The following is a 13,416-nucleotide window of genomic DNA, read 5'->3' as shown; positions in this document are numbered from 1 at the left end:
CCTCCCCGGCCCCTCAGCCAGAGCTCCCGAGCTTCCGCAACCCGCAGACGGCCGGTCCCTCGAGGACCGAGCCGTCGGGGGCGAACCGGGAGCCGTGGAGGGGGCAGTCCCACGACCGCTCGGCGTCGTTCCAGTGGACGACTCCGCCGAGGTGGGTGCAGATCCCGCGGACGGCGGGGTCTGCCTGCTGCGCGTCCCGCCAGCGCCGGCCCACGACGTCCTTGGCGACCTCCAGGCCGACGCCCGCGGTGTAGCCCGCGGCGCGGGGCGCGCCTGCGGTCTCACGGGGCGTCCAGCTGCTGAAGGCGCGGTGCCACGGCGGCTTCTCGCCCGCGCCGTCCTGTTCCAGGATCGACTTGGTGAGCAGCAGCGCCGCAGCGGGCGCCGCGGCGAGCCCCCATTTGTCGAAGCCGGTCGCGACCCAGATCCGACGCTCGCGCGGGAGCATCGGGCCGACGTACGGCAGGCCGGTGACGGACGCGTGGTCCTGGGCGGACCAGGTGTGGGTGACCTCGCCGCCGAAGGTGGCGCGCGCCCAGTCCAGCAGCTCTTCGAGGTGGCCCGCCGCCGAGTCCTCGCGTCCGGTGACGTGCCCGTTGCCGCCGACCAGGAGCAGCTCGGCGTCACCGGGGACAGGGAGCGATCGCAGCGACCGCGTGGGATGGTCGGACGAGAGGTACATCCCCGTCGGCACCGTGGGGGACCGGAGGGCCGCGGCGTACGACCGGCCGGGCTTCAGGCGGGCGAAGAACCCGTGCCTTCGCAGCACCGGCTGGCCCGTCGCGAGCACGACATGATCGGTGGTGAGCGTGGTGTGCTCGGTCGTGACGGCCACGGTCGGACCGCGGTGGTGGACGTCGGTCAGGCGGCTCTGCTCATACAGCTCCCCGCCCTCGGCCACCAGCTGGGCGACCAGGGCGTCCAGCAGGTCCATCGGGTGCAGCTGCATCTGGTCGGCGAGACGAACGGCGCCCCGGACCGGGAACGGCAGCTCGGTGCTCTCCTCCCAGGTGGCGTCGAGCCCGGCCAGGCCCGCCACCGAGAGCTCGGCCCGTGCCCGCAGCTCACCGGGCCGCGTCGTGGCGTAGGTGTAGGCAGGACGGTCCTGGTAGGCGACGTCGTGCGCCTCGCAGAACCGCCGCAGCCACGCCTGGCCCTCCTGGTTCGCGGCAACGTAGTCGCGCAGGACCGACGGCGGGTTGGTGCGGACTGCCCGGCTGAGCCGGGTGCCCTGCAGCAGGCTGACCTTCGCGGTCGTGTGGCCCGTGGTCCCGTCCCCGACCTGGCGTGCCTCGAGCACGGCGACCCGGCGGCCGGCCCGGGCCAGGAGCAGTCCGGTCAGCAGTCCGACGACACCGCCGCCCGCGACGACGACGTCGTACGTCGCCGGCGAGGTCAGTGTCGGATGGGTCGATCGTGGCCGGTCGAGCCAGAGCGGCGTCATCGAAGTCATGGCGGTGCGGTACCCACCCGGTGCGGGTCGACCCCGCTTCTCCATCAGGACAGTGCGCTGACATCCCCCGGTAGCACCGCCCGACCCGTAGGCTCTGGTATGTGGACCGCCGCATCTTCGGTATCGAGAACGAGTACGGGGTCACCTGCACGTTCAAGGGCCAGCGCCGGCTGAGCCCGGACGAGGTGGCCCGCTACCTGTTCCGCAAGGTCGTGTCCTGGGGCCGGTCCAGCAACGTCTTCCTGCGCAACGGCGCCCGGCTCTACCTGGACGTCGGGAGCCATCCGGAGTACGCCACGCCCGAGTGTGACGACATCGTCGACCTGGTGACGCACGACAAGGCGGGGGAGCGGGTCCTCGAGGGGCTGCTGCTCGACGCCGAGCAGCGGCTCCACGACGAGGGCATCGCCGGCGAGATCTACCTCTTCAAGAACAACACCGACTCGGCCGGCAACTCCTACGGCTGCCACGAGAACTACCTGGTGAGCCGGGCAGGCGAGTTCAGCCGGCTCGCCGACGTGCTGATCCCGTTCCTGGTCACCCGGCAGATCATCGTCGGGGCGGGCAAGGTCACCCAGACGCCGAGGGGCACGTCGTACTCGGTCAGCCAGCGGGCCGAGCACATCTGGGAGGGCGTCTCGAGCGCGACGACCCGGAGCCGCCCGATCATCAACACCCGCGACGAGCCGCACGCCGACGCCGAGAAGTACCGCCGGCTGCACGTGATCGTCGGCGACAGCAACATGAGCGAGACGACCACCATGCTCAAGGTGGCCTCCTGCGACCTGGTGCTGCGGATGATCGAGGAGGGCGTGGTGATGCGCGACCTCACGATGGAGAACCCGATCCGGGCCATCCGCGAGATCTCCCACGACGTCACCGGACGGCGCAAGGTGCGGCTGGCGAACGGCCGTGAGGCGAGCGCGCTGGACATCCAGGGCGAGTACCTCGCCAAGGCCCGCGACTTCGTCGACCGGCGCGGCATCAGCACCCCCGTGATCGAGCGCACCCTCGATCTCTGGGAGCGCGGCCTCAAGGCGATCGAGTCCGACGACCTCGGCCTGGTGGACCGTGAGATCGACTGGGTGATCAAGTGGAAGCTCATCGATCGCTACCGCGCGAAGCACGGCCTGCCGCTCAGCCACGCCCGGGTCGCGCAGCTCGACCTCGCCTACCACGACATCCACCGCAACCGCGGGCTCTACTACCTGCTCGAGAAGCGCGGCGCGGTCGCACGCGTCACCACCGACCTGCGGATCTTCGAGGCCAAGTCGGTGCCGCCGCAGAACACCCGCGCTCGCCTGCGCGGCGAGTTCATCCGCAAGGCCCAGGAGCGCCGGCGCGACTTCACGGTCGACTGGGTGCACCTCAAGCTCAACGACCAGGCGCAGCGCACGGTGCTCTGCAAGGACCCGTTCCGGGCGTACGACGAGCGCGTCCAGCGCCTGATCGACGGGATGTAGTTAGCGGCTTGTAGGGTTTGCGCGTGCTCAGCCGACTGACCCGCCCCGCCGCGCTCGCCACCGTCTCGATGTGCGCCCTCGCCGTGCTCACGGCCTGTGGCGACGACTCGTCGACCGAGGGCAAGACCGCCGCGGGATTCGACGCCGTCTCGATCTCCGGCTCGGTCGGTGAGGTGCCTGAGATCGACTGGAAGGCGCGGCTCAAGCCCGGCAAGACCGAGACCGAGGTCGTGGAGGAGGGCGACGGCGCCGTCATCGAGGAGGGCGACCAGGTGCTGATCAACCTCGCGGTGTCCAACGACGTGAGCCAGGACGTCACCTACGACACGTTCGGCGAGCAGGGCGCGGTGATGCTCGAGGTCGGGGCGGACAAGGAGCCCCAGCAGGCGACCGACCTGGTGACCGAGCTGATCTCCCAGGAGATCGAGCCCGGCACCACCACGCTCGGCACCCGGATCGCCGCCGTCGTCGACGTGCAGGAGGAGTGGGAGGACAACGTCGCGCTCGCGCTGACGTCGCTGGGCGTCGGCAACGAGGACGGCATGGTCGTCGTCGCCGACCTGGAGGGGGTGCCGCTGGACGGACCTGAGGGCAAGCGCAACCCCGCCCCGAACTGGGCGCCGGACATCGCCGTCCGCAAGGGGGAGCCGTCGGCGCTCGAGTCCAGCGGTCTCCCGGAGCCGGACCCGAAGGCGAAGGAGATCGCCAAGGCGGTGCTCATCGAGGGCACCGGCGCGGTCGTCGAGAAGGGCGACCTGCTCGTGGCCAACTACATCGGCCAGACCTACGGCGGCGCCAAGCCGTTCGACGACAGCTTCTCGCGGAAGGAGCCGTCGCCGTTCACGATCGGGGTCGGCGCGGTCGTCAAGGGCTGGGACGACGGGCTGGTCGGCGCGAAGGTCGGCAGCAGGGTGCTCCTCCGGATCCCGCCGAAGCTCGGCTACGGCAAGCAGGGCAGTGGCGAGGACATCCCGGCGAACTCGACGCTGTACTTCGTCGTCGACATCCTGGCCGCAGCATGATCCGCTAGGCAGAATCGAGCCATGCCCGCGCCGAAGAGCGAGCGCCTGCTCAATCTGCTCATCATGCTGCTCGTGCAGCGGCGCCCGATCGCCAAGGACCCGATCCGGAAGCTGCTGTATCCCGACTCGCGTCCGGACGCGTTCGAGAAGATGTTCGAGCGCGACAAGGACGAGCTGCGCAGTCTCGGCGTACCCGTCGAGGTCGCCCAGCTCGATCCGTTCTTCGACGACGAGGTCGGCTACCGGATCCCGCCCGACCAGTTCGCGCTGCCCGACGTGTCGCTGACCCCCGAGGAGGCGGCGGTGGTCAGCCTCGCGTCCCGGGTCTGGCAGCAGGCGACGATGGCCCAGGCCACGACCGACGCCGTGCGCAAGCTCAACGCCGCCGGCATCGACGTCGACCTGACGGCGCTGGAGATCGCGCAGCCCCGGCTCACTGCCGACGAGCCGGCGTTCGCCACCTGCTGGGAGGCGGTGTGCGACCGGACCCGGATCCAGTTCGACTACCAGCGCCCCGACGAGCCGACGCCGCGGCGCCGGCACCTCCAGCCCTGGGGCATGGTGCGGACCTCCGGGCGGTGGTACCTCGTCGGATTCGATACCGACCGGCAGGCGGAGCGCGTCTTCCGCCTCGACCGGGTGACCGGAGCGGTGCGCAAGGTCGGCGCGGCACGGGCCTACGACGTACCACCCGACACCGACCTGCGGGAGGTGATCGACCGGCTGGCGCCGATGCCGGCGGCCGAGCGTGCGGTCCTGCTGGTACGACGGGGGGCCGGCCACAGCTTCCGGCGGCGGGCCGCGCGGGTCGAGGAGGGCGTCGTCGGGCCCGACACCCGGACGACCTGGGACTGCGTCGAGCTCGACCGCCCGGCGCGGGGGTTCGTCGACGAGGTGCTCTACCACGGGCCGGACGTCGTACTCCTCGAGCCCGCAGGGCTGCGCGCCCAGGTCGTCGGCCGGCTCGAGGCGGTTGCCGGATGACGACGACCGCCGCTCCGGGCGCCCGTGACCAGGTCGCCCGCCTGCTCACCCTGGTGCCGTTCCTGCACCACCGCGACGAGGTCCGCCTCGCCGACGCTGCGGACCTGCTCGGCACCTCACCGGCCCAGGTGCTGGGCGACCTCAAGGTCCTGTTCATGTGCGGGCTGCCCGGTGGGCTGCCCGACGACCTGATCGACGTCGACCTCGACGCGATCGAGTCCGACGAGGGCGGCCCGGTCAGCGACGGCGTGATCCGGATCGAGAACGCCGACTATCTCGCCCGGCCGCTGCGGCTGAGCCCGACCGAGGCGTCCGCGGTGATGGTCGCGCTCCACACCCTGCGCGACGTCTCGGGCCGCGACACCCAGGTCATCATCGATGGGGTCCTCGCCAAGCTCGAGGCGGCGGCGACGACCGCCGCCGCGTCGCGCCGGATCGCGGTCGACGCCCGGTCGGGCGAGGTCGCGCTGCTCGCACTGTCCGACACTCTCCAGCGTGCGGCCGACGAGCAGATGCAGGTGCGGCTGACCTACCACGTCCCGTCCCGCGACGAGCTCTCCGAACGGGTCGTCGACCCGCGCGGGGTGGTCTCGCACGGACGGTTCAGCTACCTCGACGCGTGGTGCCACACGGCCGGCGGCGAGCGCCTCTTCCGGCTGGACCGGGTCACCGAGGCGACCGTCCTCGACACCCCGATCGTGACCGATCCGGTGCCGCCACGCGAGGTCAGCGAGGGCTTGTTGACGGGCGAGGCCCCGGCGGGCGGGACGATCGCCACGCTGCTGCTGCAGCCCCAGGCCGACTGGGTGCCGCACTACTACCCGATGCAAGAGGTGCGGCCGCTGGACGGCGGGGTGCTCGAGGTCGACCTGCCGGTCGCCGACCCGCGCTGGCTGATGCGGCTGCTGCTGCGCCTGGCGCCGTACGCCACCGTGGTCGCCCCCGAAGAGTTCACCGAGACTTTCACCGCGACCGCACAAGACACCCTCGCGCTGTATCGCTGACCGCGGCGTACGATACTTACGACTGAGTTTCCTCGAATCGAGAGTTGGTTCCGCTGATGATTCCCCTGATCGGCATGCCGCAGGGCTGGGAGTGGCTGATCATCCTCGCCATCTTCGTCCTGGTGTTCGGCGCGGCGAAGCTGCCGGAGCTCGCGCGCGGCACCGGCCAGGCGCTGCGGATCTTCAAGTCGGAGACCAAGGGTCTCGCTGACGACGACGAGAAGCCGAAGGGCGCACTGAACGCCGCCGACGACGTCGCCGAGGGCGAGATCGTCGACGACGAGCACAAGCACAACGCCTGATCCCGGACCGCACTTGTCGCTCACGGGGGTTGTCCAGCTCTTCGTCGGTAGACCGGTCCATCCCGTCGGACCCGACGGGCGGATGGCCCTGTCCGACCACCTGCGTGAGCTGCGCGCCCGGATCCTGAAGATGGCGCTGGTCATCACGGGCTCGTTCGTCCTCGCGCTGTTCTTCTTCGACCCGTTGTTCCAGCTCGTCCTCGACCCTTACCTCGAGGCTCAGAAGTCGCTGCCGGATGGGCGCACCGAAGCCACCACGGCGGGCGCCGCAGGAGGTTTCCTGCTCTACCTGAAGCTGTGCGGGCTCGCAGCTCTGATCGGGTCCAGCCCGCTGTGGCTCTACCAGATCTGGGCGTTCATCCTGCCCGGGCTCCATCGCAACGAGAAGAAGTGGTCCGCGATCTTCGGGGTGATCGCCGGGCCGCTGTTCCTCCTGGGCATCGCGATCGGCTACCTCACCTTGCCCAAGGGCCTCGAGGTGCTGATCGGGTTCACCCCGGCTGACCTCACGAACCTGGTCGAGTTCAACGACTACCTCACGTTCTTCATCCGCACGCTGCTCGCCTTCGGCATCGCGTTCGAGATCCCGGTCTTCGTGGTCATGCTGAACCTGGCGGGGGTCGTGAAGGGGCGGACACTCGGAGCGCACCGGCCGTGGATCGTCATCGGGACGTTCATCTTCGCCGCCGTGATCACGCCGTCCGGTGACCCGTTCACGATGACCTTCATGGCGGTCCCGATGGTGGTCCTGTTCGGGATCTCCGAGATCATCGCCCGGCTCAACGACCGACGCCGGGAGCGGCGCAGCATCAACGCCGGCCTGAGCCCGGACGAGGCCTCGCCACTGTGACCGGACCGGCGTGCAGCGCGGTCGACGCCTTCGACCTACCGGAGTGGCTCGGCACCGACCCGGTGACCTGGTCGGCCGTCGGTCCGCTCGAGCTCGGCATCGTCCCCGGCTCGCTGCGCAGCGACACCAGCGGGGTCGAGCTCGCGTGCGACCTGTTGGCAGGCGATGTCGCCTACCCGGTGGCCGTGGTCGACGAGGCCACTCGGATCCAGATCCACCAGGCGTGGCGGCACGGGCAGGTGCACGTCGTACGACGGGGCGGGCGGCTCACGCTCGGCGCCCCCGGCACCGACTTCACCGCGCCGCGGGTCCTCGACGCGGTCGGCCGGCTCGCCAAGGCCGTCGGCGCGCCGCCCGACCACTTCGCCGTACGACTGCGGGTCGCTCGCGACGGATCCGGCTGGGACCGCGGCGGTTAGCCGCCTGGATAGGTTGGGCCTTGTGACCCGCGAGATCGCCCTCCTCACCAACCCCACCGCGGGCAAGGGGAGCGCCGTACGGGTGCGCGATGCATCGCTGCCGCTGCTCCACGGGGCCGGCTGGCGGGTCCGCACGCTCGAGGGGCGCGATGCCGACGAGGCGTCCGACCTGGCGCGCAAGGCGGTCGCGGACGGCGTCGAGGCCCTGGTGGTGTGCGGGGGTGACGGGCTGGTCCACCTCGCGCTGCAGGTGGTCGCCGGCACGGACGTGCCGCTCGGCATCATTCCGGCCGGCACCGGCAACGACGCTGCGCGCGCGGTCGGCATCCCGCTGCGCGCCCCGGCCGCGGCGGCCCGCCGGCTGCTCGCCTGGGAGCCGCGGAGGATCGACCTCGCACGCTCGGGTGACCGCTGGTTCGCCACCGTGCTCGCGGCCGGGTTCGACGCCGTCGTCAACGAACGGGCGAACCAGATGTCGTGGCCGCGCGGCCAGATGCGCTACAACATCGCCACCGTGGCCGCGCTCCGGACGTTCGAGCCGTTGCACTACGAGCTCGACCTCGACGGCGAGCACGTCCAGCTCGACGCGATGCTTGTCGCGGTCGGCAACGGACCGTCGTTCGGCGGGGGCCTCCGGATCGCGGAGGGCGCATCGCTCGACGACGGGCTCCTGGACGTCGTCGTCATCGGCCCGATCACCAAGCCGGAGCTGATCCGGACCTACCCGAAGCTCTTCAAGGGGACCCACGTGCACCATCCGCAGTTCTCCCGCCGCCGGGTCCGCCGGGTCACGGTGGCGTGTCCGGGCATCGTCGGCTACGCCGACGGCGAGCGGTACGGCGCCCTGCCGCTCACCGTGGAATGCGTCCCGCAGGCGCTCCAGGTGCTCGCGTGACCACCATCTACGAGAAGTTCGCGGCGACCTTCGCCTTCGACCTCGACGACTTCCAGGTGCGGGCCTGCCAGGCACTGGAAGAGGGTCACGGCGTCCTGGTCGCCGCGCCGACCGGTGCCGGCAAGACCGTCGTCGGGGAGTTCGCCGTCGAGCTGGCCGTCGAGACGGGCCGCAAGTGCTTCTACACGACGCCGATCAAGGCGCTGTCGAACCAGAAGTACCACGACCTCGTGGCTCGCTACGGCCCGGAACAGGTCGGCCTGCTGACCGGCGACACCAGCGTCAACGGCGAGGCGCCGGTGGTCGTGATGACCACCGAGGTCCTGCGCAACATGCTCTACGCCGGCTCCCGCACCCTGATCGGGCTCGGCTTCGTGGTCATGGACGAGGTGCACTACCTCGCCGACCGCTCCCGCGGCGCCGCCTGGGAAGAGGTGATCATCCACCTCCCCGAGTCGGTGACCGTGGCGTCGCTGTCGGCCACGGTGTCGAACGCGGAGGAGTTCGGCGAGTGGCTCGAGACCGTGCGCGGGGAGACCCGCACGATCGTCGCCGAGCGGCGACCGGTGCCGCTCTACCAGCACGTCATGGTCGGACGGCGGCTGCTCGACCTGTTCGCGTCGTCCGACGTCGATGCGTCGGCGGGATTCGTGCGCGAGGGCGCGCCGGTCAACGACGAGCTGATGCGGATCGCGAGGGACGACTGGGCCAGCACCCGGCTGATGCGGGACCGCCGGTCCCCGCGCAAGGGCAAGCCAGGCTCCTCGAAGAACCCGCGCAGCGTCGGCAACGGCCGCCGGGTATGGATCCCGGGGCGCGTCGACGTGATCGAGCGGCTCGAGCGCGAGCGGATGCTGCCCGCGATCGTCTTCATCTTCAGCCGCGCCGGGTGCGACGCCGCCGTACAACAGTGCCTCGACGCCAATCTCCGGCTGAACACCCCCGAGGAGCGGGACCAGGCCATCTCCTTCGTCGAGCAGACCGTCGGGATGCTTCCCGGTGCCGACCTCGACGTCCTCGGCTACCACGAGTTCCTCGACGCCGTCAGCCGTGGCGTCGCCGCGCACCACGCCGGGATGCTGCCGGCGTTCAAGGAGTGCGTCGAGGCGCTCTACCTCCAAGGGCTGGTGAAGGTGGTCTTCGCGACGGAGACCCTGGCCCTCGGGATCAACATGCCGGCGCGCACGGTCGTGCTCGAGAAGCTGACCAAGTGGAACGGCGAGACGCATGCCGACATCACGCCGGGGGAGTACACCCAGCTGACGGGTCGCGCCGGACGCCGCGGCCTCGACATCGAGGGCAATGCCGTCGTGCTCTGGCAGCCGGGGATGAACCCCCGCGAGCTGGCGGGTCTGGCGTCCACCCGTACCTACCCGCTGCGCTCGTCGTTCCGGCCGTCGTACAACATGGCGGTCAACCTGGTGCACCAGTACGGCAGGCACCGCTCGCGGGAGCTGCTCGAGCAGTCCTTCGCCCAGTTCCAGGCCGACCGCGCCGTCGTGGGGCTGGCACGGCAGCTGCGCAAGGCCGAGGACGCGCTGGCCGGGTACGCCGAAGCGGCCAAGTGCCACCTCGGAGACTTCCTGGAGTACGCCGACCTGCGCCGCCAGGTCAACGAGCTCGAGAAGGACGCCAGCCGGTCCCGTCGCGCCGAGAAGCGCGAGGACGCTGCCACGTCGCTCGAGCGGCTCAAGCCCGGCGACGTGATCGTGGTGCCCGCCGGGAAGTTCGCCGGGCCGGCGGTCATCGTTGATCCGGGGCTCTCCGAGCACGGTCACCGGCCGTTCGTCGTGACCGCCTCGCGGCAGGCGAAGCGGCTCGCGATCATGGACTTCCCGGTGCCCGTGGAGGCGGTCGGCCGGGTCCGGCTGCCGAAGAAGTTCGACGCGCGCAACCCCCACACCCGCAAGCAGGTCGCCGAGTCGGTCCGCCAGGCCGTCGGGGACCTGCCGCTGTCGGTCACCCGGCCGCGGCTGGAGAAGACCGTGCCCGACCCCGCGGCCGCGGCCGAGATCTCCACGCTGCGCGACCGGATGAAGGCCCACCCGTGCCACTCCTGTCCTGAGCGGGAGGACCACGCGCGCTGGACCGAGCGCTACTTCAAGCTGCAGCGCGACACCGAGACGCTCGCGCGGCGGGTCGAACGTCGTACCAACACCGTCGCGCGGGAGTTCGATCGCGTCTGCGAGGTGCTCGACGCCCTCGGCTACCTCGACGGTGACCGGGTGACCGACCGCGGCCGGGGACTGATGCGGATCTACTCCGACCTCGACCTGGTCGCCGCCGAAGCGCTGCGGGAGGGGATGTGGGACGACCTGTCGCCGGCCCATCTGGCGTCGGTGCTCTCGGTCCTCGTCTACGAGGCCAGGCGGCCCGACGAGTCGGCCCCGCGGCTCCCCGGCGGTCCGGTGACCGCGACGATCGAGGGCATGCAGCGGCTGTGGGGCGAGCTCGAGCGCCTCGAGAAGGACCACAAGCTGGCGTTCCTGCGGGCACCCGACCCCGGCTTCGCGTGGACCGCCTACCGGTGGGCCGAGGGCGACGCGCTCGACGAGGTGCTCACCCGGGCCGACCTCACCGCTGGTGACTTCGTGCGGCAGATGAAGCAGCTCGTCGACTTCGCCGGCCAGGTCGCCGACGCGGCCGGCGACTCCCCGGTCCGCAAGACGGCGCGGGCGGCGATCGGGCTGCTCCGGCGAGGCATCGTCTCGACGGACTGAGCTCCCGCGGCGGTCGCACGAGTCGTTCGGCTGCGGGCCCGCCCGGCCCGTGCCACCATCGGGGCCATGCGCCTGGGTGCGATGGTCCTGCAGACTCGTCCCTGGCAGCAGCTCAGCGCGGGCTTCCGCGACATCGAGCAGGTCGGCTACGACGTCGCCTACGTGGCGGACCACCTGACCCACGCCTCGATGCCGGGCCAATGGCTCGGTGACGGCTTCACCACCCTGGCAGCGGCGGCAGTCATCACCAGCCGTCTCGAGCTGGGCACGTTGGTCGCGTCGTCGGCGTACCGGACACCGGTGACCCTGGCGCGCGCGGCGGCCACGGTGGCCGACATCTCCGGGGGGCGGCTGGTGCTCGGCCTGGGAGCCGGCTCCGCAGCGTGCGCCGCTGCCGACCGCGCGGCCCATCCGTCGCTCCGAGAGATGACGCAGCGCTTCGGGGAGCTGGTGGAAGGCTTGCGCGAGGTGTGGCGAGGTGCCGCCGACTGGCGCGGCGAGGCGTTGGCGTTCGCAGGAGTCGAGACCCTTCCGCTGCCCCCTGGCACTGCTCCTCCCCACCTCCTGCTGGCGGCCCATGGCCCTCGGGGCCTCGATCTCGTCGCCCGGTCCGGTGACGGCTGGAGCTGCTTCGGGGGACCGGGAGTCGCGGACCTCTCCACTCCTGACTTCTGGACGCGGGTGAGCGACCAGAGCGCTGCCCTCACGGCTGCCTGTGAGTGCCGACAGCGCGATCCCGCGTCCCTGCGGCGGTCCCTCCTGCTCGGCTTCGGGAAGCTCCGGCCGGCCGAGAGCGTCGACCAGTTCCTCGACGCCGTCGCGCGGGCCGATGAGGCCGGGTTCGACGAGGTCGTCGTCTACTGGCCCGACGGCGAGCCCGGGGACCGGTTCTGGTCCGACCCCGAGGTCCACGCCGAGGCGCTGTCCCGCCTCGCGAAGAACTGAGTCCCCACCCGCCGATGAGTCCGCGCCCCCAGCGCGGTCAACGTCACCACACCAACGCGGAGGAGGCCCCGATGACGACCACGACCACCCACACGCTCGACGTACCCGGCGCAGTGCTGACGTACGACGTGCACGAGCCCGATGAGGCGGGGCCGCACCGGCCCGTCATGGTCTTCGGGTCACCGATGGGGGCGTCCGGGTTCTCCCAGCTCGTGCCACTCCTCGACGACCGCGTCGTGATCACCTACGACCCGCGGATGGCAGAGCGGAGCCGGCTCGAGGAGGGCGGCGAGGTCAGCTTCGAGATCCACGGCGACGACGTGCACCGCGTGGTGGAGGCGACCGGGCTCGGCCCGGTGGACGTGCTCGCGTCCAGCGGGGGAGCGGTGGCGGCGCTGCCGTGGCTGCTGTCGCACCCTGGCGACGTCGCGACCGTGGTGCTGCACGAGCCGCCTCTTACGGCGCTGCTCGAGGACGCCGACGTGCTGGAGCGTGTCTACAAGGACATCGTCGAGACCTACCAGCGGAGTGGCCAGGGGCCCGCGATGGCGAAGTTCATCCAGCTCGTCATGCACGCCGGCGTGCTCACCGAGGACTACCTGGACCAGCCAGCGCCCGACCCTGCCCAGTTCGGGTTCTCCGCCGAGGACGACGGCAGCCGTGACGACCCCCTGCTGGGCTACAACATGGCGATCCCGCCGTACCACCCCGACAGCGGGGCCCTCCGCGCCTCGGGTGTGCGGATCGTGCCGGCAGTCGGAGCGGCGAGCGGGACCGAGGTCCCGCGGCGCGGCGCCGAGGCCCTCGCCGCGCTGGTCGGCGTCGAGGTGATCGAGTTCCCCGGTGACCACGGCGGCTTCGTCGCCAGCGAGTGGTCCCCGAACAACGACCCGGAGGCGTTCGCGACGACCCTGCGCGAGGTGCTGGATCAGCCGGTGACCTGAAGGTGGGTGTCGGCCCCCGTCACTTCCAGGGCTGCTGGGTGAGCGGCCAGCCGTTCCTCCGCGCGCAGGAGGGCGGCCAGGTCGCGACCGCGGGGGGACAGCGCCACCACGACGCGCCGCCTGTCGGCGGGATCGACATGACGTACGACGAGGCCGAGCTCGACGAGCTTGTCCATGTGCCGGGTCAGTGTGGCCGCGGGGACGACCGCGGCGGCGGCGACCGAGCTCATGCCGATGCCGGGATGATCATCGACCACGGCCACGATCCGCCAGTGCTCCATCGACAGCCCGTGCTCGACCAGAACAGGGAGCAGGCGGCCTCGGATCGCTGCCTCCGCCTGCCGCAGTCGGACAGCGAGACTTGTCGGCGCGTCGCCGTTCACGTCCCTATCCTAGGTTCACGCCCGAGAAGTCT

General features: G+C 71.3%; 13 protein-coding genes. 11 read left to right on the top strand and 2 right to left on the bottom strand.

The annotated features are described in order from the left end of the window. Positions 1-13: 13 nt before the first annotated feature. The gene (locus tag D0Z08_RS20370) at positions 14-1,453 is read right to left on the bottom strand and encodes an FAD-dependent oxidoreductase (protein ID WP_220454268.1); all 1,440 of its coding nucleotides are present in this window, start codon (positions 1,451-1,453) and stop codon (positions 14-16) included. Positions 1,454-1,554: 101 nt separating this feature from the next. On the opposite strand from D0Z08_RS20370, the gene pafA reads away from it, so the two are divergent. The 11 genes from pafA to D0Z08_RS20315 all read left to right on the top strand — a co-directional run bounded on the left by pafA (position 1,555) and on the right by D0Z08_RS20315 (position 13,001). Further along, a complete protein-coding gene (gene pafA / locus D0Z08_RS20365; protein WP_118927097.1) occupies positions 1,555-2,916 on the top strand; it encodes a Pup--protein ligase in 1,362 nt (453 codons plus the stop codon). A gap of 23 nt (positions 2,917-2,939) precedes the next feature. Then, a complete protein-coding gene (locus D0Z08_RS20360) occupies positions 2,940-3,938 on the top strand; it encodes an FKBP-type peptidyl-prolyl cis-trans isomerase (RefSeq protein WP_118927096.1) in 999 nt (332 codons plus the stop codon). Between the two features lie 21 nt (positions 3,939-3,959). Then, positions 3,960-4,922 carry a helix-turn-helix transcriptional regulator gene (locus D0Z08_RS20355; RefSeq protein WP_118927095.1) on the top strand — a complete coding sequence of 321 codons (963 nt, stop codon included), beginning with the start codon at positions 3,960-3,962 and terminating at the stop codon, positions 4,920-4,922. After that, on the top strand, positions 4,919-5,926 hold the full coding sequence (locus D0Z08_RS20350; RefSeq protein ID WP_118927094.1) for a helix-turn-helix transcriptional regulator: 1,008 nt from the start codon (positions 4,919-4,921) through the stop codon (positions 5,924-5,926). Before D0Z08_RS20355 ends, D0Z08_RS20350 begins: the two co-directional genes overlap by 4 nt. Before the next feature lie 56 nt (positions 5,927-5,982). Continuing rightward, positions 5,983-6,228, top strand: coding sequence for a Sec-independent protein translocase subunit TatA (locus D0Z08_RS20345; RefSeq protein ID WP_118927093.1), 246 nt, complete (start codon positions 5,983-5,985; stop codon positions 6,226-6,228). A gap of 82 nt (positions 6,229-6,310) precedes the next feature. After that, positions 6,311-7,078 (top strand): twin-arginine translocase subunit TatC, encoded by a 768-nt coding sequence (gene tatC / locus D0Z08_RS20340; RefSeq protein WP_245994184.1) that lies wholly within the window; start codon positions 6,311-6,313, stop codon positions 7,076-7,078. Next, positions 7,075-7,497 (top strand): hypothetical protein, encoded by a 423-nt coding sequence (locus D0Z08_RS20335; RefSeq protein WP_118927091.1) that lies wholly within the window; start codon positions 7,075-7,077, stop codon positions 7,495-7,497. Before tatC ends, D0Z08_RS20335 begins: the two co-directional genes overlap by 4 nt. A gap of 22 nt (positions 7,498-7,519) precedes the next feature. Then, complete coding sequence (locus D0Z08_RS20330) at positions 7,520-8,392, top strand: diacylglycerol kinase (RefSeq protein ID WP_118927090.1); 873 nt, start codon at positions 7,520-7,522, stop codon at positions 8,390-8,392. Beyond that, positions 8,359-11,112: a DEAD/DEAH box helicase gene (locus tag D0Z08_RS20325; RefSeq protein WP_118927089.1), complete on the top strand. Its 2,754-nt coding sequence runs from the start codon at positions 8,359-8,361 to the stop codon at positions 11,110-11,112. The genes D0Z08_RS20330 and D0Z08_RS20325 overlap by 34 nt, the downstream gene beginning before the upstream one ends. A 66-nt stretch (positions 11,113-11,178) precedes the next feature. Next, positions 11,179-12,057: an LLM class flavin-dependent oxidoreductase gene (locus D0Z08_RS20320; RefSeq protein ID WP_118927088.1), complete on the top strand. Its 879-nt coding sequence runs from the start codon at positions 11,179-11,181 to the stop codon at positions 12,055-12,057. Positions 12,058-12,128: 71 nt separating this feature from the next. Beyond that, a complete protein-coding gene (locus D0Z08_RS20315; RefSeq protein ID WP_118927087.1) occupies positions 12,129-13,001 on the top strand; it encodes an alpha/beta fold hydrolase in 873 nt (290 codons plus the stop codon). Here D0Z08_RS20315 and D0Z08_RS20310 read toward each other — a convergent pair. Further along, on the bottom strand, positions 12,986-13,384 hold the full coding sequence (locus tag D0Z08_RS20310; RefSeq protein WP_118927086.1) for a MarR family winged helix-turn-helix transcriptional regulator: 399 nt from the start codon (positions 13,382-13,384) through the stop codon (positions 12,986-12,988). The two genes, D0Z08_RS20315 and D0Z08_RS20310, sit on opposite strands and share 16 nt — an antisense overlap. Positions 13,385-13,416: the final 32 nt, after the last annotated feature.

The organism is Nocardioides immobilis, from assembly GCF_003515065.1.
GTDB classification, from domain to species: Bacteria; Actinomycetota; Actinomycetes; order Propionibacteriales; family Nocardioidaceae; genus Nocardioides; species Nocardioides immobilis.
The sequence above is the reverse complement of the archived record's forward strand: the minus strand, read 5'-3'. Positions and strand labels throughout refer to the sequence as shown.

Bases quoted from the DNA above. Each gene is read 5' to 3' on its own strand.
- D0Z08_RS20315 (WP_118927087.1), top strand. From the start codon at position 12,129: ATGACGACCACGACCACCCACACGCTCGACGTACCCGGCGCAGTGCTG.
- D0Z08_RS20325 (WP_118927089.1), top strand. From the start codon at position 8,359: ATGCGTCCCGCAGGCGCTCCAGGTGCTCGCGTGACCACCATCTACGAG.
- D0Z08_RS20350 (WP_118927094.1), top strand. From the start codon at position 4,919: ATGACGACGACCGCCGCTCCGGGCGCCCGTGACCAGGTCGCCCGCCTG.
- D0Z08_RS20320 (WP_118927088.1), top strand. From the start codon at position 11,179: ATGCGCCTGGGTGCGATGGTCCTGCAGACTCGTCCCTGGCAGCAGCTC.
- D0Z08_RS20355 (WP_118927095.1), top strand. From the start codon at position 3,960: ATGCCCGCGCCGAAGAGCGAGCGCCTGCTCAATCTGCTCATCATGCTG.
- D0Z08_RS20370 (WP_220454268.1), bottom strand. From the start codon at position 1,453: ATGACTTCGATGACGCCGCTCTGGCTCGACCGGCCACGATCGACCCAT.
- D0Z08_RS20345 (WP_118927093.1), top strand. From the start codon at position 5,983: ATGATTCCCCTGATCGGCATGCCGCAGGGCTGGGAGTGGCTGATCATC.
- tatC (WP_245994184.1), top strand. From the start codon at position 6,311: ATGGCCCTGTCCGACCACCTGCGTGAGCTGCGCGCCCGGATCCTGAAG.